Annotated in this window: 19 protein-coding genes, 1 other RNA gene and 1 pseudogene; 11 read left to right on the top strand and 10 right to left on the bottom strand. The window is 67.2% G+C overall.

Going from position 1 to position 19,518, the window contains the following annotated elements:
- Positions 1-30: 30 nt before the first annotated feature.
- Positions 31-372 (bottom strand): HU family DNA-binding protein, encoded by a 342-nt coding sequence (locus ACYJSS_RS29600; RefSeq protein WP_256604854.1) that lies wholly within the window; start codon positions 370-372, stop codon positions 31-33.
- Positions 373-489: 117 nt separating this feature from the next.
- Here ACYJSS_RS29600 and ACYJSS_RS29595 point away from each other — a divergent pair.
- The 3 genes and pseudogenes from ACYJSS_RS29595 to ffs form a co-directional block, all read left to right on the top strand.
- Positions 490-1,347: pseudogene (locus tag ACYJSS_RS29595) on the top strand (MCP four helix bundle domain-containing protein); the annotation flags it as partial.
- 153 nt (positions 1,348-1,500) lie between these two features.
- Positions 1,501-2,205, top strand: a complete 705-nt coding sequence (locus ACYJSS_RS29590) for a methyl-accepting chemotaxis protein (RefSeq protein WP_412071731.1) — start codon at positions 1,501-1,503, stop codon at positions 2,203-2,205.
- Between the two features lie 104 nt (positions 2,206-2,309).
- Positions 2,310-2,406: signal recognition particle sRNA small type (ffs, locus tag ACYJSS_RS29585), an RNA gene on the top strand.
- Positions 2,407-2,432: 26 nt separating this feature from the next.
- Here ffs and ACYJSS_RS29580 read toward each other — a convergent pair.
- Positions 2,433-3,164 (bottom strand): substrate-binding periplasmic protein, encoded by a 732-nt coding sequence (locus tag ACYJSS_RS29580; protein ID WP_111263426.1) that lies wholly within the window; start codon positions 3,162-3,164, stop codon positions 2,433-2,435.
- 145 nt (positions 3,165-3,309) lie between these two features.
- Here ACYJSS_RS29580 and dnaX point away from each other — a divergent pair, with 145 nt between their 5' ends.
- The 3 genes from dnaX (at position 3,310) to recR (ending at position 6,523) form a co-directional block, all read left to right on the top strand.
- Positions 3,310-5,478 carry a DNA polymerase III subunit gamma/tau gene (gene dnaX, locus ACYJSS_RS29575; protein WP_111263427.1) on the top strand — a complete coding sequence of 723 codons (2,169 nt, stop codon included), beginning with the start codon at positions 3,310-3,312 and terminating at the stop codon, positions 5,476-5,478.
- An 11-nt stretch (positions 5,479-5,489) separates the two neighbouring features.
- Positions 5,490-5,816, top strand: a complete 327-nt coding sequence (locus ACYJSS_RS29570; RefSeq protein ID WP_111263428.1) for a YbaB/EbfC family nucleoid-associated protein — start codon at positions 5,490-5,492, stop codon at positions 5,814-5,816.
- A 107-nt stretch (positions 5,817-5,923) separates the two neighbouring features.
- Positions 5,924-6,523, top strand: coding sequence for a recombination mediator RecR (gene recR, locus ACYJSS_RS29565; RefSeq protein WP_111263429.1), 600 nt, complete (start codon positions 5,924-5,926; stop codon positions 6,521-6,523).
- A 22-nt stretch (positions 6,524-6,545) separates the two neighbouring features.
- Here the strand turns inward: recR and ACYJSS_RS29560 are convergent, their stop codons facing one another.
- The 4 genes from ACYJSS_RS29560 to ACYJSS_RS29545 all read right to left on the bottom strand — a co-directional run bounded on the left by ACYJSS_RS29560 (position 6,546) and on the right by ACYJSS_RS29545 (position 10,993).
- Positions 6,546-6,953, bottom strand: a complete 408-nt coding sequence (locus ACYJSS_RS29560; protein WP_111263430.1) for a DUF1850 domain-containing protein — start codon at positions 6,951-6,953, stop codon at positions 6,546-6,548.
- Positions 6,950-8,977 carry a TRAP transporter permease gene (locus ACYJSS_RS29555; RefSeq protein ID WP_236206513.1) on the bottom strand — a complete coding sequence of 676 codons (2,028 nt, stop codon included), beginning with the start codon at positions 8,975-8,977 and terminating at the stop codon, positions 6,950-6,952. Before ACYJSS_RS29555 ends, ACYJSS_RS29560 begins: the two co-directional genes overlap by 4 nt.
- 151 nt (positions 8,978-9,128) lie before the next feature.
- Positions 9,129-10,082 (bottom strand): TAXI family TRAP transporter solute-binding subunit, encoded by a 954-nt coding sequence (locus ACYJSS_RS29550; protein WP_236206514.1) that lies wholly within the window; start codon positions 10,080-10,082, stop codon positions 9,129-9,131.
- Between the two features lie 473 nt (positions 10,083-10,555).
- A complete protein-coding gene (locus ACYJSS_RS29545; RefSeq protein ID WP_111263433.1) occupies positions 10,556-10,993 on the bottom strand; it encodes a rhodanese-like domain-containing protein in 438 nt (145 codons plus the stop codon).
- Positions 10,994-11,092: 99 nt separating this feature from the next.
- On the opposite strand from ACYJSS_RS29545, the gene ftrA reads away from it, so the two are divergent.
- The 4 genes from ftrA to fabF all read left to right on the top strand — a co-directional run bounded on the left by ftrA (position 11,093) and on the right by fabF (position 15,206).
- Positions 11,093-12,061: a transcriptional regulator FtrA gene (ftrA, locus tag ACYJSS_RS29540; protein WP_111263434.1), complete on the top strand. Its 969-nt coding sequence runs from the start codon at positions 11,093-11,095 to the stop codon at positions 12,059-12,061.
- A 76-nt stretch (positions 12,062-12,137) separates the two neighbouring features.
- On the top strand, positions 12,138-13,286 hold the full coding sequence (locus ACYJSS_RS29535) for an acyl-CoA dehydrogenase family protein (RefSeq protein ID WP_111263435.1): 1,149 nt from the start codon (positions 12,138-12,140) through the stop codon (positions 13,284-13,286).
- A gap of 112 nt (positions 13,287-13,398) precedes the next feature.
- Complete coding sequence (locus ACYJSS_RS29530; RefSeq protein ID WP_111263436.1) at positions 13,399-13,932, top strand: PaaI family thioesterase; 534 nt, start codon at positions 13,399-13,401, stop codon at positions 13,930-13,932.
- The gene (gene fabF / locus ACYJSS_RS29525) at positions 13,932-15,206 is read left to right on the top strand and encodes a beta-ketoacyl-ACP synthase II (RefSeq protein WP_236206515.1); all 1,275 of its coding nucleotides are present in this window, start codon (positions 13,932-13,934) and stop codon (positions 15,204-15,206) included. Before ACYJSS_RS29530 ends, fabF begins: the two co-directional genes overlap by 1 nt.
- Before the next feature lie 45 nt (positions 15,207-15,251).
- Here fabF and ACYJSS_RS29520 read toward each other — a convergent pair whose 3' ends face one another.
- The 3 genes from ACYJSS_RS29520 to ACYJSS_RS29510 all read right to left on the bottom strand — a co-directional run bounded on the left by ACYJSS_RS29520 (position 15,252) and on the right by ACYJSS_RS29510 (position 18,430).
- Complete coding sequence (locus tag ACYJSS_RS29520) at positions 15,252-15,821, bottom strand: TetR/AcrR family transcriptional regulator (protein WP_111263438.1); 570 nt, start codon at positions 15,819-15,821, stop codon at positions 15,252-15,254.
- A 130-nt stretch (positions 15,822-15,951) separates the two neighbouring features.
- Complete coding sequence (locus tag ACYJSS_RS29515; protein WP_111263439.1) at positions 15,952-17,085, bottom strand: thiolase family protein; 1,134 nt, start codon at positions 17,083-17,085, stop codon at positions 15,952-15,954.
- A 154-nt stretch (positions 17,086-17,239) separates the two neighbouring features.
- Positions 17,240-18,430, bottom strand: a complete 1,191-nt coding sequence (locus ACYJSS_RS29510; RefSeq protein ID WP_111263440.1) for an MFS transporter — start codon at positions 18,428-18,430, stop codon at positions 17,240-17,242.
- Between the two features lie 90 nt (positions 18,431-18,520).
- Between ACYJSS_RS29510 and ACYJSS_RS29505 the strand changes: the two genes are divergently transcribed.
- The gene (locus ACYJSS_RS29505) at positions 18,521-19,087 is read left to right on the top strand and encodes a TetR/AcrR family transcriptional regulator (protein WP_111263441.1); all 567 of its coding nucleotides are present in this window, start codon (positions 18,521-18,523) and stop codon (positions 19,085-19,087) included.
- 39 nt (positions 19,088-19,126) lie between these two features.
- On the opposite strand, the gene ACYJSS_RS29500 is transcribed toward ACYJSS_RS29505, so the two are convergent.
- Positions 19,127-19,518: calcium-binding protein (locus ACYJSS_RS29500; RefSeq protein WP_459481182.1), on the bottom strand; the 392-nt coding region annotated here is incomplete at its 5' end.

The following is a 19,518-nucleotide window of genomic DNA, read 5'->3' as shown; positions in this document are numbered from 1 at the left end:
CATCTGCCCGGCCTTTTCGTTGCCGATCCCTTACTTGTTCACGGCGTCGCTGAGGCCCTTGGCCGGCACGAACTTGACGACCTTCTTGGCCGCGATCTCGATGCTCTTGCCGGTCTGCGGGTTGCGGCCGGTACGTGCCGGGCGCTCGGTGATCTTCAGCTTGCCGATGCCCGGCAGGGTGATTTCATCACTGTTCTCCAGCGTATCGCTGACGATCTCGCTCAGCTGTTCCAGCACGGCGCGCACGGCGGCCTTGGTGGTGTCGGTGGCTTCGGCGATGTCTGCGATCAGTTGGTCTTTGGTGATTGCCATGGTGTAGCTCCAGTGGGTGTGGGTTCGGCTCGCTGCCGCGCCGGGATCGCCGGCGCGGATTGAGACCCGCGCCTGCGCTGAAAGTGCAATGGTAGCGGGCCCGGTGGCGAAGCCGGCGGCACGCTAGCACAAAAGCCGTGTCAGGCCGGCGACGAAGTGTTTCCGCTCATCGCCAGGATGCGGCGTGACGGGGCCGACAGGCCGTTCCGGGCCGTCTACGCTTGCTGTTACATCGCCATGACATCGCGGAGATCCACCATGCTACGTGCCTTTGCCGATCTGGGGTTTCGCTGGAAGATCGCCCTGCCGATCCTGCTCCTGGTGGTCCTCCTGGTGCTCATGGGCGGCCTGGGCATGCAGGGCGTGTCCCAGGTCGCGGACTCCAGCAAGCAGCTGACCAATCGCTACCTGCCGGCCATCAGCCTGTTGCTCAATGCCGACCGTGACCTCTACCAGGCCTTCACTGCCGAGCGCAGCCTGCTGGATGAAAGTGCCGGGGCGCACATCGACCAACTCAAGGCCGACCATGCGGAAAACCTGCAGCAAGCCTATGACCGCGTGCACAAGTACGCCGAAATGAGTACCGGTGCCGACGCGCGCCAACTGATCGCTCAGTTCGACAGCGGCTTCGAGAAGTGGAAGGTCACCTCACTCAAGGTGGTCCAGCTCGCCGCGTCCGACCCGGATGCCGCCAGCGCCCTGAGCTTCGGCGACAGTGAAAGCCAGTTCCAGGCCATGCGCGATGCCATCGACAAGCTGGGCGAGCTCGAAGACAGCGCGGCCAACGCCGAAGGGCTGCGGGCGATCGCCATCGGCGAGGCGCGCAGCTGGCAGCAGGGCGTGATCATCGTCATCGGCCTGGGCATCTGCCTGGTGCTGGTGATCGGCTTCCCCACCCTGGTGACCCGGCCGCTGCTCCGCCTGCTCGAGCGCATCGAGCAGATCGCCGATGGCGACGGCGACCTGCGGGTACGGCTCGATGTCACCTCGCGTGACGAGCTGGGCAAGCTGAGCCATGCCTTCAACCGTTTCCTCGACAAGCTGCAGCCCTTGATCAGGGAGGTCGGCCGGGTGACCGGCGAGGTGGCCGACTCGGCGCAAAGCCTGGCCGGGCTCGCGGCCGCCAACGATCGGCTGATCAGCAGCGAGCACGCCGCGGTCGACCAGGTCAGCACCGCCGCTACCGAGATGAGCGCAGCCGTCCATGAGGTCGCGCGCAATGCGCAGAACGCCGCCGATGCCGCGCGCTTCGCCGAGAACCAGTCCCGCGAGGGGGCGCAGGTCGTGGGCGCGACGATCAAGGCGATCCGCCAGCTCGCCCAGGAAGTGGAAAGCGCCTCCACCACCATCGGCACGCTGGAGCAGGAGACCGCCAACATCGGCGCCGTGCTGGCCGTGATCAAGGGCATCGCCGACCAGACCAACCTGTTGGCGCTCAACGCGGCCATCGAGGCAGCAAGGGCGGGCGAGCAGGGCAGGGGCTTCGCCGTCGTGGCCGATGAGGTCCGCGCCCTGGCCGCAAGGACCCAGGACTCCACCAAGGACATCCAGCAGATGATCGAGCGCCTGCAGGTCGGCGTACAGAACGCGGTGAAGGCCATGCACTCGGGCAGCGTCCAGGCCCGTGACAGCGTCGAGCGTGCCGCAGGTGTCGACCAGGCGCTCTCGGACACCGGCGACTCGGTGCAGCGGATCAACGACATGGCCGCGCAGATCGCCACCGCCTGCGAGGAGCAGAGCAGCGTGACCGAAGAGATCGCCCGCAACATCAGCGACATCCGCGACCTGTCCAACGAAGCCGCGCAGACCTCCGAGCAGAGCACCCAGGCGAGCCGGCACCTGTCCGAGCTTTCCAGTGGCCTCGCGAGACTGGTCGGGCGCTTCCGGGTATGAGCCGCAAGTGCTTGTAACGGAAATGTTTTTAGCAGTTGTAAGTTGGCGAAGAGCCGGTACAATGGCGCGGCTCGCCGATCTGGCGAGCTGCGTTATGGTGGCCCTGCCGGTCCCCCCGCAACGATTACCCGTGAACCTGGTCAGATCCGGAAGGAAGCAGCCACAGCGGGAACATTGTGTGCCGGGGTGTGGCTGGTAGGGTCACCCCCATCTCCCAGCGCTGCGATTCACCGGTAGCGCGACACGATTCTCTCTATCTCCCCCGATGTCCGCATGCGCGCCAGTGCACGCACGATCTCGTTCGCCGGTATCTCGGGTGCATTGCGCACCAGGCAGGCCACGGGTTCCTCCTCCAATACCGCCACCACCGCCAGGCGCTCGCTTGCCGGCATGCCGCGGTTGAACCATTTCAGCGCCAGCTCGCTGCTCACCGCATAGTCGTAGCGGCCCGCGCCGAGCTTCTGCAGCACCAGGCCCTGGTTGCGCGCGTCGTCCCGTTGCAGGGTGCCGTTATCGAAGCGCTGCTGCAGGCTCGGGTAGGCATAGCCCAGCACGGTGCCGATGCTCTGTGCCGGCAAGCGCTGCGGGTCGACGGGAAGCGCGTTGTCGGGAGCGCTCACCAGCAGGTCGCGCTGCACCAGGATCGGCTCGCTCCACAGGTAATTCACGCCCAGGTCCCCCATCCAGTTGGGGCTCACGTAGCAGCGCACGTCGATGTCGCCGTGCTCCAGCGCCAGCTGGACGCGGGTGCGCGGCAGCACGTCGACTTCCAGGGGGCGGCCGAGGCGCTGGCTCAGCCCCTGGATGATGTCGAAGAGGATGCCGCCGGTCAGCTCGTTGCCCTCGATCTGAGCCACGGGCATGGCCCAGCTGTCCACCGCGGAAAAGCGCAAGGGTGCCGGCTCGGCGAAGGCCAGTGCGCTGGAAACCAGCAGCGGGAGGAGGAGCAATGGACGCATCGGGCTCCCTCGCAGGGGCGTGGAGGAGCGTTCACAATGCCCCTAGTCTCATCCGATGAAAATAGAGCACTTCGCATCGGATGCAATTTGCGGTTTGCTCCGCTAGCATTAGCCCCTTCCGATTTCCCAGCTGCGACGGTTTTCAATGAGTTATCAGGTTCTTGCACGTAAATGGCGTCCGCGCTCGTTCCGCGAAATGGTCGGCCAGACCCATGTGCTGAAGGCCCTGATCAACGCCCTGGACAACCAGCGCCTGCACCATGCCTACCTGTTCACCGGCACCCGTGGCGTGGGCAAGACCACCATCGCGCGCATCCTGGCCAAGTGCCTGAACTGCGAGACCGGCATCAGTTCCACGCCCTGTGGCCAGTGCTCGGTGTGCCGCGAGATCGACGAAGGCCGTTTCGTCGACCTGATCGAGGTGGACGCCGCGAGCCGTACCAAGGTCGAGGACACCCGCGAACTGCTGGACAACGTGCAGTACGCGCCGAGCCGTGGTCGCTACAAGGTCTACCTCATCGACGAAGTGCACATGCTCTCCACGCACTCGTTCAACGCGCTGCTCAAGACCCTCGAAGAGCCGCCGCCCCATGTGAAGTTCCTGCTGGCCACCACCGACCCGCAGAAGCTGCCCGTCACCATCCTTTCGCGCTGCCTGCAGTTCTCCCTGAAGAACATGCCGCCGGAGCGTGTGGTCGAGCACCTGACCCACGTCCTGGGAGCCGAGAACGTGCCGTTCGAGCCCGATGCCCTGTGGCTCCTGGGGCGTGCCGCCGACGGCTCGATGCGCGATGCCATGAGCCTCACCGACCAGGCCATCGCCTTTGGCGAAGGCAAGGTCCTGGCTGCCGACGTACGCGCCATGCTCGGCACGCTCGACCATGGCCAGGTCTATGGCGTGCTCCATGCGCTGCTGCAGGGCGATGCCCGTGGCGTGCTGGAGGCCATCCGTCACCTGGCCGAGCAGGGGCCGGACTGGAGCGGTGTACTCGCCGAGATCCTCAACGTGCTGCACCGTGTCGCCATCGCCCAGGCCTTGCCGGACGCGGTGGACAACGGCCAGGGCGACCGTGATCGCGTACTGGCCCTGGCCGAGGCATTGCCTGCCGAAGACGTGCAGTTCTATTACCAGATGGGCCTGATCGGCCGTCGTGACCTGCCCTTGGCGCCGGACCCGCGCGGCGGCTTCGAGATGGTGCTGCTGCGCATGCTGGCTTTCCGTCCAGCGGATGTGGACGGCGCTCCGAGGGTCACGCTAAAGGACCCGGGAATCAGCAAGGCCACGGCTGATTCCTCGAACACCCCAGTGGCCGGCGCCAGCATCGTGGCGCCGGTTGCTCCCGTATCCCCCGTCGCGACGGTAGCGGCTCCCCAGCCGGTTGCCGAGCCCGTGGTCGCGCCTGCTGCCGTCGTACCGGCCCCGGTCGCGCCGGAGCCGGTGGCTGCGGCTCCCGTCGTCGAAACACCGGTTGCACCCGCCGTGGTCGAGGCGGCTCCCGTCGCGGAGACTGCGTCGCAGCCAGTGGCCGAGCCGGTCCAGGCCGCTCAGCCCGCTGTCACCCCGGCCGAAGTGATCGACCTGCCGTGGGAAGAGCGTCCGGCCGAACCTGCGCAGGCCGCGACTGCCACCGTCGAGCCTGTACCGGTGGAGGAGCCCATCGAGCTGCCTGCTCCGGCGGTGGAGATTGCCGCTCCCCTCGCCGAGCCTGTTGCCGAATCACCTGCCGTGTCACAACCCGTTGCCGCCCAGGCGCTTCCCGAGCCCGTCGCCATCGACGATGCGGACGACGACGAGCCGCCGCCCGGCGACTATGACGACTACTACGAGGCCGATGTCGACTCCATCGCCTACATGGACGAGCTGCCGGTCGCCGACCCCGAGCCTGTCCTGGAGCCTGAGGTCGTACCCGCCGCGCAGCCCGCCACCGGCCTCGCCGCCGAGTGGCTGGACCTGTTCCCGCGCCTGGGCATCAGCGGCCTCACCGGCAACATCGCGGCCAACTGCACCCTGGTCTCCGTGGAGGGCGATGTCTGGCGCCTGCACCTCGACCCGGCGCAGAGCGCCCTGTTCAACGCCAACCAGCAGCGTCGTATCAACGATGCGCTGAACCAGTACCACGGGCGTACCCTGGTTCTGGAAGTGGAGGTGCGCAAGCCCGAGCAGGAAACCCCCGCCCAGGCCGCCGCCCGCAAGCGCGCTGCCCGCCAGCGCGACGCCGAGGAATCCATCGCGCTCGACCCGCTGGTACAGAAGATGATCGAACAGTTCGGCGCGAGCGTTCGCCCGGACACCATTGAACCCCTTGACCGCTGAGGACAACCATCATGATGAAGGGTGGCATGGCAGGCCTGATGAAGCAGGCCCAACAGATGCAGGAAAAGATGCAGAAGATGCAGGAAGAGCTGGCCAATGCCGAGGTCACCGGCCAGTCCGGTGCCGGCCTGGTGAGCGTGGTGATGACCGGTCGCCATGACGTCAAGCGCGTCACCCTCGACGACAGCCTGATGCAGGAAGACAAGGAAATCCTCGAAGACCTGATCGCCGCCGCCGTCAACGACGCCGTGCGCAAGATCGAGCAGAACAGCCAGGAAAAGATGTCCGGCATGACGGCCGGCATGCAACTGCCGCCCGGCTTCAAGATGCCCTTCTGATCAAATAGCTCCAAGTGCCAAGCCGCAAGCTTCAAGCAGAAGCGCGTGGCCTGGCACGATTTTCCCGACTCTTTCCAGCTTCCAGCCTTCATCTTTGAGACTTCTCGATGAGCTTCAGTCCGCTGATCCGCCAACTGATCGACGCCCTGCGCATCCTGCCCGGTGTAGGGCAGAAGACTGCCCAGCGCATGGCGTTGCAGATGCTCGAGCGTGACCGCAGCGGCGGCCTGCGCCTGGCCCAGGCGCTGACTTCGGCGATGGAAGGCGTGGGGCATTGCAAGCAGTGCCGCACCCTCAGCGAGGACGACCTCTGTCCGCAATGCGCCGACCCGCGCCGCGACGATTCGTTGCTGTGCGTGGTGGAAGGGCCGCTGGACGTGTTCGCCGTCGAACAGACCGGCTACCGAGGGCGTTTCTTCGTGCTCAAGGGGCACCTCTCGCCCCTCGATGGCCTGGGCCCGGAAGCCATCGGCATTCCCGAACTGATGGCGCGGGTCGACGCCGGCGCCTTCAGCGAAGTGATCCTCGCCACCAACCCCACGGTCGAAGGTGAGGCCACTGCCCATTACATCGCCCAGTTGCTGGCGCCCAAGGGCCTGATCGCCTCGCGCATCGCCCACGGTGTACCGCTGGGCGGCGAGCTGGAGCTGGTGGACGGCGGCACCCTGACCCACGCCCTGGCCGGCCGCCGGCCCATCGGCCTCTGATCCGGCCTCGCGCGGGAGGCGTCTAGCCCGTCCCCGGATCGCCCGCGGACTGCTCGCAGCTCCACAGTTCAAGCGCCGGTTGGCTCGCCGTTGGTGGGCCGAGCCAGTCACTCAGTGGGCGACAGCGCTGGTTGATGCACAGCAGATAGTCCCCCGCTTCTGGGGTGCGACCGACGCGCAGTGGCTGCAAGGGTGGCATCTGCCGTTGGTAATGCCAGCTGCCCTCACGCAGGACGGCGCCCTCGGGAATCTCCATGCCGGCACCGGAGCCCTTGACCCGCGCTTCGCCGAGCAACAACCCCTCGGCGGTGACGCGGTAGTCCTCCTCCCAGCGGATCTTCTCGATGGTGTGGGTCCAGGCCAGGGTGAAGGACGGCACGGGCATCTCCGCCCACACCGCCCCGGCCATGCCCAGGCACAAGCCGATCATGTCGTTCTCGCCCCGGCACGCCGGGCACGCCAGAGGTGCTGGGCGACGAACAGGGCGCTGAGGGCGAAGCCCACCTCATCGCTGATGGGCGTGGCGAGGATCAGGCTGGCACCGGCAGCGAAACCCAGCCCGCGTTCCCACCAGGCCAGGCGGGCGTGCAGGAAGCCGGTGAACGCCGCCCCCCAGATGCCGATGGCCAGCACCGCCTTCGCCACCACATACAGCGTCGCCAGCAGGCTGTCGCCCTGCAGCATCAGCGCGGGCGAGTACACCGCCATGTAGGGGACGACGAAGCCGGCCACGGCGATGCGCACGGCCCACAGGCTGATCTTCAGGCCGCGCTCCTTGGCGATGGGCGCAGCGGCGAAGCAGGCCAGGGCCACCGGCGGGGTGAGGTCGGCCATGATGCCGAAGTAGAAGACGAACATGTGCGAGACCACCAGCGGGACGCCCAGGTCCAGCAGGGCGGGGGCGGCGATCGAACTGGTGATGATGTAGTTGGGAATGGTCGGGATGCCCATGCCCAGCACCAGGCAGGTCAGCATGGTGAGCACCAGCGACAGGAAGAGGTTGTCCTGGCCGATGGCGAGGATGTAGCCGGCAAAGGTGGACGCGACTCCGGTCAGCGACACCACCCCGATGATCACGCCGACCAGGGCACAGGCGATCCCGACCGGGACTGCGTGGCGCGCACCCTCCACCAGGGCGTGCAGGCACAGGGTCAGCGTTTCGCGGCCGCCTTTGACGAACCAGCACGCCGCCACCAGCAGGCCGATGACGCCGAACACCACGCCGATGCCGAGCTGGAAGAAGCCGGCGCAGAGCACGCCCAGGGCGATCCAGAAGGCGAAGCGCAGCGCCTTGGACGATACCCGCAGGATGATCGCCGAGCCGAGGATGACCATGGCCGTCAGCGCCAGGCCGACGGTGCCGGAGAACAGCGGCGTGCGGCCGGAGAACAGCAGGTAGATGAGGATCAGCAACGGGATCAGCAGGAACCAGCGCTCCCGCACCGCCTTCCAGGGGTTGGGGCATTCATCCTTCGGCAAGCCCCTAAGGTCCGCACGGCGGGCTTCGAGGTGCACCATCCAGAACACCGAGGCGAAATACAGCAGCGCCGGGATCAGCGCCGCCTTGGCCACCTCGAAGAACGGCACGTTGATGGTCTCGGCCATGATGAAGGCCACGGCGCCCATGATCGGCGGCATGATCTGGCTGCCCATCGACGCGGTCGCCTCGACCCCGCCGGCGAAGGCCGGGCGATAACCGAAGCGCTTCATCAGCGGAATGGTGAACTGGCCCGTGGTAACCACGTTGGCCACGCCGGAGCCGGTGATGGTTCCCATCAGGGCGGACGACACCACCGACACCTTGGCCGGCCCGCCGACCTTGTGGCCGAACAGGCCCATGGCGAAGTCGGTGAACAGCCGGATCATCCCGGCCTGCTCGAGGAAGGCCCCGAAGAGGATGAACAGGAAGATGTAGGTGGCCGAGACATAGGTCGGTGTGCCGTACAGGCCCTCGGTGCCGAACGACAGCTGGTTGACGATCTGGTCGAGGCCGTAGCCCCGGTGCATCAGGTCCCCCGGCAGGTACTGGCCGAGCATGCCGTAGGCCAGGAACAGGGCACAGATGATCGGCAAGGCGATGCCCATGACCCGCCGTGCGGCCTCGAACACCAGCAGGATCAGGCTCAGGCCGACGACCATGTCGCCCGTGGTCAGGTCCCCGGAGCGCTGGATCAGGTCCGCCTCGAACACCCATTGGTAGATCGCCGTGGCCATGCCGGCCAGGCCCAGCAGCCAGGCCAGCGGTTGCCAGGGGCGGCCCTTGCCGAGCCCCGGGTAGCTGATGAACACCAGCAGCAACAGGAAGCCGACGTGCACGGCACGCAGCACCTGGGTCGAGACCGGGTGAAAGGCGGCAGTGACGATCTGGAAGATGGAAAACAGCAGCGCCACGGCAAAAAGCGCCTTTGGCCAGTCGGAAGGACTGGCAGCCAGGCCGTTGTCTTGTTCACTCATGGGGTGAAGCCTCATCACGACATCGATGCGAGAAGCAGGGGCCGGCGCCGCAACGCCGTGCCCCGGTCCGCGTCGCGTTCCGGCTCAGGGCAATGCCGGAGCGCTGCGCGCCGGGGAAGGCGGAGGGGCGACAGCCCGGGTCCGGTCCGGGCTACAGGGCGCCCACTTCCTTGTAGTAGCGCTCGGCACCGGGGTGCAGGGGGATGGGCAGCTTCTGGGTGGCGTTTTCCAGCTTGATGTCCTTGGCCGCAGAGTGGGCGTTGCCCAGGCGATCCAGGTTCTCGAACATCAGCTTGGTCATCTGGTAGGCCACCTCGTCCGGCACGCCGTTGTGGGTGACCAGGATGTTGGTGATGGCCACGGTGGGGACGTCCGTGTCCTGGCCGTCGTAGGTGCCCGCCGGGATGGTGGCCGCCTGGTAGGCGGCGTTGTCGATCTTCGCCGTGACCTCCGGCGGGATGGCCACGAAGCGGATCTTCATGGTCGAGGCCAGGTCGCGGATGGCCGCCATGCCCAGCCCGGAGGATTGCAGGGTGGCATCGAGCTGGCGGTTCTTGATCAGCTCCACCGACTCGGCGTAGGGCAGGAACTCCACCTTGCCCATGTCCTCGTAGGTCAGCCCGGCGGCCTTGAAGATGGCGCGGGCGTTGAGCTCGGTGCCGGACTTCGGCGCGCCGACGGAAATGCGCTTGCCCTTCAGGTCCGCCAGCGAATGGATGCCCGACTCGGCGTTGGCAACGATCTGGATGTAGTTGGGGTAGGTCCCGGCGATGGCGCGGATCTTCTTCAGCGGAGCCTTGAAGCCGGCATCCTCCACGCCGTTCCAGGCATCAGCGACCGAGTCCCCCAGCGCCAGGGCCAGTTCGTCACGCCCGGCTTGCAGCAGGTTGAGGTTCTCCACCGACGCCTTGGTCGCCTGCACCGACGTCTTCGACCCGGCGATGCCGTTGCTGTACAGCTGGGACAGCGCCACGCCGATCGGGTAGTACACACCGCTGGTGCCGCCGGTCAGTACGTTGATGAAGGTGGGCGCAGCCAAGGCCGCAGTGCTGGCCGTGAAGGCCGCGGCAGCAGCGAACAGGCTGAGTTTCTTGGTCAGTCGCATGGAGGTCTCTCCGTCGTTGTTGGATTTATGCAGAGCTACACCTTAGACGACGTCGGCCGGCCACGAGCAGGCGCGAACATCACCCGCCGCGCAGGAACGCCGGTGCAGCTCACAACGAGGGACAGGGACGGCAAGAAGGCGGCGAAGGCAGGCCTCCGGCGTGCTGCCGGGGGATGGGCGTCTATACGCGTGCTGACCTCTTGTCGTTGTCATGACTGCGGTATCGGCAGTATCGAGCGCGGTAACCCAGCCGATACTGCAGGTGCCTTGCCAGCCATCGCAACGTCTGCAGCTCGGCTTGTGGAGTCAGAGGAACGTGATTGGCTGGGGGGAAACTGTCTATCGGCTGTCTCTGGTACGCATGAATCCGCTCGCCAGGGGCGCGGCCGAGCGCGGGGGTGCATGGCGGAGCGCCCCCTCCAGGTCCGCCCCACGCAAGCCAGTGAGGGACGCGCGGCTACGGCGCTCCCACCTCAACACGCACAAGGGATGCCTTGACCGATGGCAGCGGCGTCAGTCGCCGTGATCAGGCTCAGCCCCTCGTCCAGCCAGCCGGTGACGCCGCCGAGCATCTCCTTCACCGCGAAGTCCAGCCCGGCCAGGCGCACGGCGGCGCGGTGCACGCCGTTGCAGTGGGGGCCTGCGCAGTAGACGACGAACAGCGTGTCACGCGGGTAGCGGGCCATGAATTCGGCGGTCATCAGCCGATGGGGGATGTTGATCGCGCCCGGCACATGGCCGGCGGCGTAGGCTGCTTCGCCACGCACATCGACCAGCACGTAGTCGACCTCGCCGGCCTGCTGGCTGGCATGTACGTCCGAGCAATCGGTCTCGAAGGCCAGGCGCTGGGTGAAGTGGGCCAGGGCCGCATCGGGAGCGGCGGCGGGGAACTGGCTGATGAGGCTGGGCATGGTGGTTCTCCATCGGTTGGTTTGATGGCGCCACTGTATCCAGCGGCCTTCCTGCTCTACAGTGGCGGGCAGGACAGTGACTGGTAGGTTTCCGCCAAATTGAACGACGACCCCGGCCTGGTGGCCATCCTCGCCTACGACGGCCTCTGCACCTTCGAATTCGGCATCGCCGTGGAGATCTTCGGCCTGCCTCGGCCCGAGTTCGATTTTCCCTGGTACCGTCACTGCATCGTCGGCCTGGACGACGGCCCCATGCGCGCCATGGGCGGCATCCAGGTGCTGGCCGATGCGGGCCTGGAGCGCCTGGCCGAGGCGCATACCATCATCGTTCCCGGCTGGCGCGACCGTGCCGAGGCACCGCCCGAACGGCTGTTGAGTGCACTGCGCGACGCCCATGCCCGTGGCGCGCGGCTGGTGTCCATCTGCTCCGGCGTTTTCGTCCTCGCCGCCAGCGGCCTGCTGGATGGCCGGCGCGCCACCACCCACTGGCGCTATGCCGAGGAGCTGGCGCGACGCTTCCCCGCCATCGAGGTGGACCCCGAGGTGCTCTACGTCGATGCCGGCCAACTGATCAGCTCGGCGGGCAGCGCCGCCGGCATCGACGCCTGCCTGCACCTGGTGGCGCGGGATTTCGGCACCCAGGTGGCCAATACCGTGGCGCGACGCCTGGTGATGTCGCCCCAGCGTGCCGGCGGGCAGGCGCAATTCATTCCCGCACCCGTGGCCCGTGCTCCGCGAAACGATCTTTCGGCGTTGATGCAGTGGGCCCGGCAGCACCTGCACGAGCCCCTGGAAGTAAGCCAACTGGCACGCCGCGTGGCCATGAGCGAGCGCACCTTCCTGCGCCGTTTCAGCGAGGCCACCGGCATGACGCCCAAGGCCTGGCTGCAGCACGAACGCCTGGCCCGTGCCCGCGAGCTGCTGGAGAGCGGTGTCGACGGCAGCGAGCGTATCGCCGAGCTGTGCGGCTTCCGTTCGGTGGAGAGCTTCCGCGTGGCCTTCCGCAACGCCGTCGGGCTCCCGCCTTCGGTCTATCGGGAGCGCTTCGGAGCGGCGCATACGTCCTGATCGATGGCGCATGTCACGCCTTGAAAACCAAGCAAGCGCTCGGTAAGTTTCTCTGACTCAAACAGGGAGCCACACCATGTCCGCTTGCCAGGAATACTTCGACCCCTCCCATCAACTGGTGCGCGACTCGGTGCGCCGCTTCGTCGAGCGGGAGATCCTCCCGCACATCGGCGACTGGGAGGAGGCCGAGGAATTCCCCCGTGAGCTCTACCTCAAGGCCGGCGCCGCCGGCATCCTCGGCATCGGCTACCCCGAGCAGTACGGCGGCAGCCACGAGGGCGACCTGTTCGCCAAGGTGGCGGCCAGCGAGGAGCTGATGCGCAGCGGCTCCGGCGGCCTGGTGGCCGGGCTGGGCTCCCTGGACATCGGCCTGCCCCCGCTGATCAAGTGGGGCCGCCCCGAACTGCGCGAGCGCATCGCCCCGCAGGTGCTGGCCGGCGAGAAGATCATGGCCCTGGCCATCACCGAGCCGTCCGGTGGTTCGGATGTGGCCAACCTGAAGACCCGCGCGGTGCGCGAGGGGGACTTCTACCGCGTCAATGGCAGCAAGACCTTCATCACCAGCGGCGTGCGCGCCGACTACTACACCGTGGCAGTGCGCACCGGCGGCGACGGCTTCGGCGGCGTCAGCCTGCTGCTGATCGAGAAGGGCACCCCCGGCTTCAGCGTGGGCCGCAAGCTGAAGAAGATGGGCTGGTGGGCCTCCGACACCGCCGAACTGTTCTTCGAGGATTGCCTCGTGCCGGCAGGCAACCTCATCGGCGTCGAGAACATGGGCTTCGCCTGCATCATGGCCAACTTCCAGTCCGAGCGGCTGGCCCTGGCCATCATGGCCAACATGACCGCACAGATGGCCCTGGAAGAAGCCGAGCGCTGGGCCCGCGAGCGGCAAGCCTTCGGCAAGCCCATCGGCAAGTTCCAGGTGCTCAAGCATCGCCTGGCGGAAATGGCCACCCAGGTCGAGGTCTCCCGCGAGTTCACCTACCGCCAGGCGGCGAAGATGGCCGCCGGCAAGAGCGTGATCAAGGAAATCTCCATGGCCAAGAACTTCGCCACCGACGTGGCGGACCGGGTCACCTACGACGCCGTGCAGCTGCTCGGTGGCATGGGCTACATGCGCGAGAGCCTGGTGGAACGGCTCTACCGCGACAACCGCATCCTCTCCATCGGCGGTGGCTCGCGGGAGATCATGAACGAGATCATCAGCAAGCAGATGGGGCTCTGATCCCGCCCGCGCGAGGCGCCCATCGGGTGGCCTTGCGCGAGGCCCTGCGCCTCGTTATATGATGATCGAAATTCAAATCGGGCCCGCGGGCCGAGCGAGAAGGAAAAGCGCCATGAGCGAATCGAGCCGTGAAGAGAAGCTGCAGGCCTGGCTGGAAGCCGAGCGCGCCATGTGCGCGCGGCTCAAGCCCGGCACCCTGAGCATGTCCGAGGTGGTGCAACTGAGCCCGCGAGAGTTCTTCGACGGCATCGGCCGGGGCGACCTGCCTTCGCCACCGATAGGTGAACTGATGGGCTTCGTGCCCATCGAATGGTCAGAAGAGCGCTTCGTGTTCCAGGGCGTTCCGGATGCCCGTCACTACAATCCCCTGGGCACCGTGCATGGCGGCTATGCGGCGACCCTGCTGGATTCCTGCATGGGCTGCGCCATCCATATGCACGTCAAGCCGGGGCAGGGCTACACCACCACCGACCTGCGCATCAGCTACGTGCGGGCCATGACCGTGAACACCGGGCCGGTGAGGGCGGAAGGGCGCATCATCCACGTGGGCCGCTCGACCGCACTGGCCGAGGGCCGCATCTATGACGTGGACGGGAAGCTCTATGCCACCGGCTCCACGACCTGCTTGATACTTGGAGGGAAATGATGAACTCGCAACGAATCGTCGTCACCGGCATGGGGCTGGTTTCGCCCCTGGGCTGCGGCGTGGAAACCGCCTGGCAGCGCCTGCTGGCTGGGCGTTCGGGCCTGCGTGCCCTGCCCGAAGACACCGTGCGGGATCTCGCGACCAAGGTCGGCGGCAGCGTACCGACGCGGGAGGAAGACCCCGAGGGTGGCTTCGACCCCGACAGTGCTGCCCCGCCCAAGGAGCAGAAGAAGATGGACCGCTTCATCCTCTTCGCCCTGGCCGCCGCCGATGAAGCCTTGCAGCAGGCCGGCTGGGTCGCCGACAGCGACGAGAAGAAGGTCCGTACCGCCACGGTGATCGGCTCCGGCATCGGCGGCTTCGGTGCCATCGCCGACGCCGTGCGCACCACCGACGGCCGTGGCCCGCGACGCCTGTCGCCTTTCACCATTCCCTCCTTCCTGGTCAACCTGGCCGCCGGGCACGTGTCCATCCGTCATGGCTTCCAGGGCCCCATCGGCGCCCCGGTGACCGCCTGCGCCGCGAGCGTGCAGGCCATCGGCGATGCGGCGCGGATGATCCGCTCCGGCGAGGTGGACATCGCCCTGTGCGGCGGCGCCGAGGCGTCGATCGACCGCGTGGCGCTGGCCGGCTTCGCGGCAGCCCGTGCGCTGTCCACCGATTTCAACGACCATCCCGAGCAGGCATCCCGGCCCTTCGACAGCCGTCGCGATGGCTTCGTCATGGGGGAGGGCGCCGGCATGCTGGTGATCGAATCACTCGACCATGCCCTGGCACGTGGCGCCACGCCCATTGCCGAACTGGTGGGCTACGGCACCAGTGCCGACGCCTACCACCTCACCGCAGGGCCGGAGGACGGCAGCGGCGCCCAGCGTGCCATGCGCACCGCCATCGCCCAGGCCGGCATCGAGCCGCGGCAGATCCAGCACCTCAACGCCCATGCCACCTCCACGCCGGTGGGCGACAAGGGTGAGCTGGCGGCGATCAAGGCTGTATTCGGCGCGGAGGGTGGGATCGCGGTTTCCGCCACCAAATCCGCCACCGGGCACCTGCTTGGCGCTGCCGGTGGGCTGGAGGCGATCTTCACCGTGCTGGCCATCCGCGACCAGGTGGCACCACCGACCCTGAACCTCGAACAGCCGGACGAAGACGCCGCCGGCGTGGACATCGTCCATGGCGCGGCGCGGCCGATGACCATCAACTACGCGCTGTCGAACGGCTTCGGTTTCGGCGGGGTGAATGCCAGCGCGCTGTTCCGGCGCTGGATGGGTTGAACGGAGCGGCCCTTGCGGCCGCTCATGGGCATCCTGGCGGCGGGCTCAGGCCTTGCCGCCTTTCTTCTCTTCCAGGCGTGCGGTCAGGTTGCTGCAGGCGTCGTCGAGAATGCGCTTGGACAGGGCCTCGTCCGCGACGCTGCGGGACAGGCTCAGTGCGCCGACCATGGTGGCGACCATCGCCATCGCTTCCTGCGGGTCACCCGTTTCCTTCTCGATCATCCTCAGCAGGTTGCCCACCACCTCGTCGCTGATGGGGCTGGCCTGGCCGCGCTGGCCCAGTTCGGACGACATGGTCGGCAGCGGGCAGCCGGCGTCCGGGTGGTCGCGGTGTTCCGGCGAGAGGTAGCGCTTGAACAATGTCTTGAGCGGCTCCGGCTTGGCGAGCACCTTAGCCCACTGGCCGCTGGCGTCGTTGGCCGCCGCGCGCAGGGCTTCCTGCACCAGGGCATCCTTGGACTTGAAGTGGGCGTAGAAGCCGCCGTGGGTCAGGCCCAATGCCTTCATCAGCGGCTGCAGGCCGGTGGCGTCGATGCCGTCCGCGCGGAAGCGGCGGGAAGCTTCCGCGATGATGCGTTTGTGGGTTTCGGCCTTGTGGTCTTCCGAGTAGCGCATGGCAGTGGCCTCAAATTCCGGGCGTTAGTATGGCGATTGTAATTCCATATTCACCGCCTGTATGCAGTTGCCGTCGCAGCAATGCCGATGGCCGACGAAAGGGGAGGCGCATTCGCACCTCCCCGGCGCATCACTCGACGCTTTCCAGCAGCGTGGCCACGCCCTGGCCGCCACCGATGCATTGGGTGGCGATGGCGTAGCGGCCGCCGGTGCGCTTGAGCAGCGAGGCGGCCTTGCCGGTGATGCGTGCACCGGTGGCGCCCAGCGGGTGCCCGATGGCCATGCCGCCGCCGTCGAGGTTGACCTTGGCGATGTCGATGTCCAGTTCGCGGATGCAGGCCAGTGCCTGGCTGGCGAAGGCTTCGTTGATCTCGAACAGGTCGATGTCATTGACCGACAGGCCGCTGCGCTGCAGCAGCTTGCGGGTGGCGTGCAGCGGGCCCATGCCCATCACCTCCGGTGCGCAGCCGACCACAGCCACCGCCTTGATGCGCGCGAGGATGTCCAGCTTCCAGCGCCGGGCGAATGCCTCGGTGCAGACGAACACCGCCGCCGCGCCATCGGTCAGCGGCGAGGCGGTGCCGGCGGTCACGCTGCCACCGAACGCCGGCTTCAGTTGGGCCAGGGCCTCGGCGTTGGTGCCGGGGCGGATGCAACCGTCTTCGGTAACCGGGCCGTCGGGCGTCTCGATGGTGATGATTTCGTCCTGCAGCAGGCCGCGCAGGCGCGCATCGGCAGCCTTCCCGTGGGACTGCATGGCCATCGCCTCTTGGTCCACGCGGCTGATGGCGTAGCGCTCGGCGACGATCTCGGCGGTGTGGCCCATGGGGATATAGGCCTGGATCTCGCCACTGGTCAGGCGCGGGTTGGGCGAGATGTTGAAGCCGCCCATGGGCACGCGGGTCATGGATTCCACGCCGCAGCAGATGAAGGCCTCGCCGGCGTCGAGCTGGATCTGCCCGGCGGCGAAGTGGATAGCGGTCATGGACGAGCCGCAGAAGCGGTTCACCGTCGCCCCGGCCACGCTCTGCGGCAGGCCGGCGAGGAAGCCGACGATGCGTGCCAGGTTCATGCCCTGTTCGGCCTCGGGGTAGGCGCAGCCGAGGATCAGGTCCTCGATCTCGTTGGGGTCGATGTCCAGGCGATCCACCAAGCCTTTTACGACCTGGCCGGCGAGGTCGTCCGGGCGGATGTTGATCAGCCCGCCCTTCTTGGCGAAGTGGAAGGGCGAGCGGGCGAAACCGGCGATGACGATGGATTGCATATCTCGGGTCCTTGCTGGTTGGGCCGGGCGGAGCCGGCGGGAGCGCCGGGGTTCGAGCGATCCGATGGGGCGCGTGCTTAGGATGATATGCGTAATTCAAACGCTTGTATATTACGGGTGTAATCCAATCGTCGGCTGGACGGGGGGCCTTGCCTCAGGCGCGCTCGGGCCGCAACACGCCCTGCAATGCGACGAGGATCAGGCCGATCAGGACCAGCGCGAACCCCGTGGCGGTCGCCACCAATCCGAAGTGGCGCGCCGACACCCCCGCCAGCAGCGCCGGTACGCAGAACGCCAGGTAGCTGATCACGTAGTAGGTGGCCATCAGCCCGGCGCGCTCATGGGCATGAGCCAATGGCATCACGCTGCGCAGCGCGCCGAGGAAGCCCGAGCCGAAGCCACCGCCGGCCACCAGCGAGGCCACCAGGAACAGCCACAGCCAGCCGGCCTGCACGGCCACCAGCATGGCGCTCACTCCTAACAGCAGCAGGGCGGTGGCGATGCGCAGCACCTGCTGCGCCGTGTGCTGGCGCAGCCACAGGATCGACAGGGCGCCGCTCAGGGTCAGCGCCGTTACCGCCAGCCCGCCCACCAGCGCCGAGTTGGAATCGGTGGCCGCGCGGATCAGCGACGGCGCGAGCGACAGGTAGAAGCCGCCCAGGGACCAGACCGCGACGTTCACCGGCAGCGTGCGCCACAGCGCGCCTCGGGCCTGGGGCGGTACCTTCAGGGTCGGACGCAGCGAGGCGATGGCACCCGGGCGGCGCGAGATGGATTCCGGCAGCCACCACACCAGCAATGCCTGGGCGGCGAACACCAGCAGCAGGACCAGGTAGACCAGGTGCAACGGCCAGGGCGCCCACTCCACCAGCATTCCGCAACCCAGCGCGCCGCACGCCATGCCCAGCTGCGGCGCCACGCTGTTGAACAGCGGCCCGCGCTCGGGGTTGCGATCCAGCAGCGCCGCCCCCAGCACGCTGGTCGCCATCCCCGTGGCGAACCCCTGCATCACCCGCGCCGCCAGCAGCCAGGCGACGCCATCGGCCTCGATGAACAGCGCCATCGCCAGCATCTCCAGTAACAAGGCAGAGAGGATCACCGGCCGCCGGCCCAGGTAATCGGACAGCTTGCCCAGGGTGAGCAGCGCCGCCAGCAGGCTGAAGGCATAGATGGCGAAGACCAGCGTCAGCATCGCCGGGCTGAAGGCCCAATGTGCCTGGTACACCGGGTAGAGCGGGGTGGGCGCGCTGGACGCGGCCAGGAAACTCAGCAGCGTGCTCGCCAACAAGGCGATGCCGCTGCGGGCGTGGCGTTGGTCGAGGCAGGTATCGGCGGTCTGGACCATGATGGGCTCACTAAAGCTAAGACATTGCGTTTGCGCAGTCTGCGCGCAGAAATTCCTTAACGCAAATTCTTTGTGTTAAGGTCCGCCGCCATGGCCATCAAAGAAAACCGTCGCACCGGTGGGCGCAGCGCCCGAGTGCAGGAATCCATCCACGCCGCCGTGCGCGCACTGCTCGACGAGCGTGACCGCGCCGACCTCACCGTCCCGCAGATCGCCGCCCGCGCGGGCGTCACGCCCTCCACCATCTACCGCCGCTGGGGCGACCTCTCCGCTTTGCTCGCCGACGTCGCCCTGGAGCGCATGCTCCCTGGCGAGCCCCAGGACACCGGCACCCTCGCCGGCGACCTGCACGCCTGGGCCGAGCAATACCTCGACGAGATGAGCTCCGAGCTCGGCCGCACCCTGATTCGAGATGTCGTCTCAGATCTGGCCGGCGACTACCCCGGCCAATGCGCCGACCTCGTCCGCTGCCAGCTGCAACTCATCCTCGACCGCGCCGCCCAACGCGGCGAAGCGGCCCCCAGTGCTGATCAGCTGGTCGACGCCGTGGTCGCCCCGATGATCTACCGCATCCTCTTCGCTCCACAGGCCCCCAGTGCCGAGCAGGTGAGGGGATGGGTGGATGGTGCGCTGAACAATTCCAAACCCCGGAAATGAACAAGGCCCCGTGAGGGGCCTTGTTCATTTACTCAGCGGTTACTGCCAGTTCGCGGCGATCACCACCTCCAGCTGCGCCCTCTGCTCGGGCGTCAGGTTGGAATTGCCACCCGCAGGCGGCGCGAAGGCCGCCATGGAGTTGACCAGGTTCTGCACCTGGCTGTCGAGCAGGGTCTTGCCGTCGCCGGACTTGATGGTCTCGATGTGGTTCGAGGTGCTGGAGTACCAGTTGCTGATGGTGACCTTGTCGGGGGAGTCACGCAGGGTCAGTTCCAGGTTGCTGCCGTTGCGTTGGAGCCAGATGTCGTTGGCGGAAATGCCTTCGCTGAAGAGAAGGGTGTCGTTGCCGCCTGCATCGGCTACCAGGTCCTGGCCATCTCCTTTGGCAAACAAGTAGGTGTCATTACCGTAGCCGCCAGTGAGGCTGTCGT

The organism is Pseudomonas sp. No.21 (assembly GCF_054558415.1).
The sequence above is the reverse complement of the archived record's forward strand: the minus strand, read 5'-3'. Positions and strand labels throughout refer to the sequence as shown.

Coding starts and splice junctions, on each gene's coding strand:
- ACYJSS_RS29580 (WP_111263426.1), bottom strand. CDS start 3,164: ATGCGTCCATTGCTCCTCCTCCCGCTGCTGGTTTCCAGCGCACTGGCC.
- recR (WP_111263429.1), top strand. CDS start 5,924: ATGAGCTTCAGTCCGCTGATCCGCCAACTGATCGACGCCCTGCGCATC.
- ACYJSS_RS29510 (WP_111263440.1), bottom strand. CDS start 18,430: ATGGTCCAGACCGCCGATACCTGCCTCGACCAACGCCACGCCCGCAGC.
- dnaX (WP_111263427.1), top strand. CDS start 3,310: ATGAGTTATCAGGTTCTTGCACGTAAATGGCGTCCGCGCTCGTTCCGC.
- ACYJSS_RS29560 (WP_111263430.1), bottom strand. CDS start 6,953: ATGATCGGCTTGTGCCTGGGCATGGCCGGGGCGGTGTGGGCGGAGATG.
- ACYJSS_RS29535 (WP_111263435.1), top strand. CDS start 12,138: ATGTCCGCTTGCCAGGAATACTTCGACCCCTCCCATCAACTGGTGCGC.
- ACYJSS_RS29515 (WP_111263439.1), bottom strand. CDS start 17,085: ATGCAATCCATCGTCATCGCCGGTTTCGCCCGCTCGCCCTTCCACTTC.
- ACYJSS_RS29550 (WP_236206514.1), bottom strand. CDS start 10,082: ATGCGACTGACCAAGAAACTCAGCCTGTTCGCTGCTGCCGCGGCCTTC.
- ACYJSS_RS29590 (WP_412071731.1), top strand. CDS start 1,501: ATGAGCGCAGCCGTCCATGAGGTCGCGCGCAATGCGCAGAACGCCGCC.
- ACYJSS_RS29570 (WP_111263428.1), top strand. CDS start 5,490: ATGATGAAGGGTGGCATGGCAGGCCTGATGAAGCAGGCCCAACAGATG.
- fabF (WP_236206515.1), top strand. CDS start 13,932: ATGAACTCGCAACGAATCGTCGTCACCGGCATGGGGCTGGTTTCGCCC.
- ACYJSS_RS29555 (WP_236206513.1), bottom strand. CDS start 8,977: ATGAGTGAACAAGACAACGGCCTGGCTGCCAGTCCTTCCGACTGGCCA.
- ACYJSS_RS29545 (WP_111263433.1), bottom strand. CDS start 10,993: ATGCCCAGCCTCATCAGCCAGTTCCCCGCCGCCGCTCCCGATGCGGCC.
- ACYJSS_RS29530 (WP_111263436.1), top strand. CDS start 13,399: ATGAGCGAATCGAGCCGTGAAGAGAAGCTGCAGGCCTGGCTGGAAGCC.
- ACYJSS_RS29505 (WP_111263441.1), top strand. CDS start 18,521: ATGGCCATCAAAGAAAACCGTCGCACCGGTGGGCGCAGCGCCCGAGTG.
- ACYJSS_RS29520 (WP_111263438.1), bottom strand. CDS start 15,821: ATGCGCTACTCGGAAGACCACAAGGCCGAAACCCACAAACGCATCATC.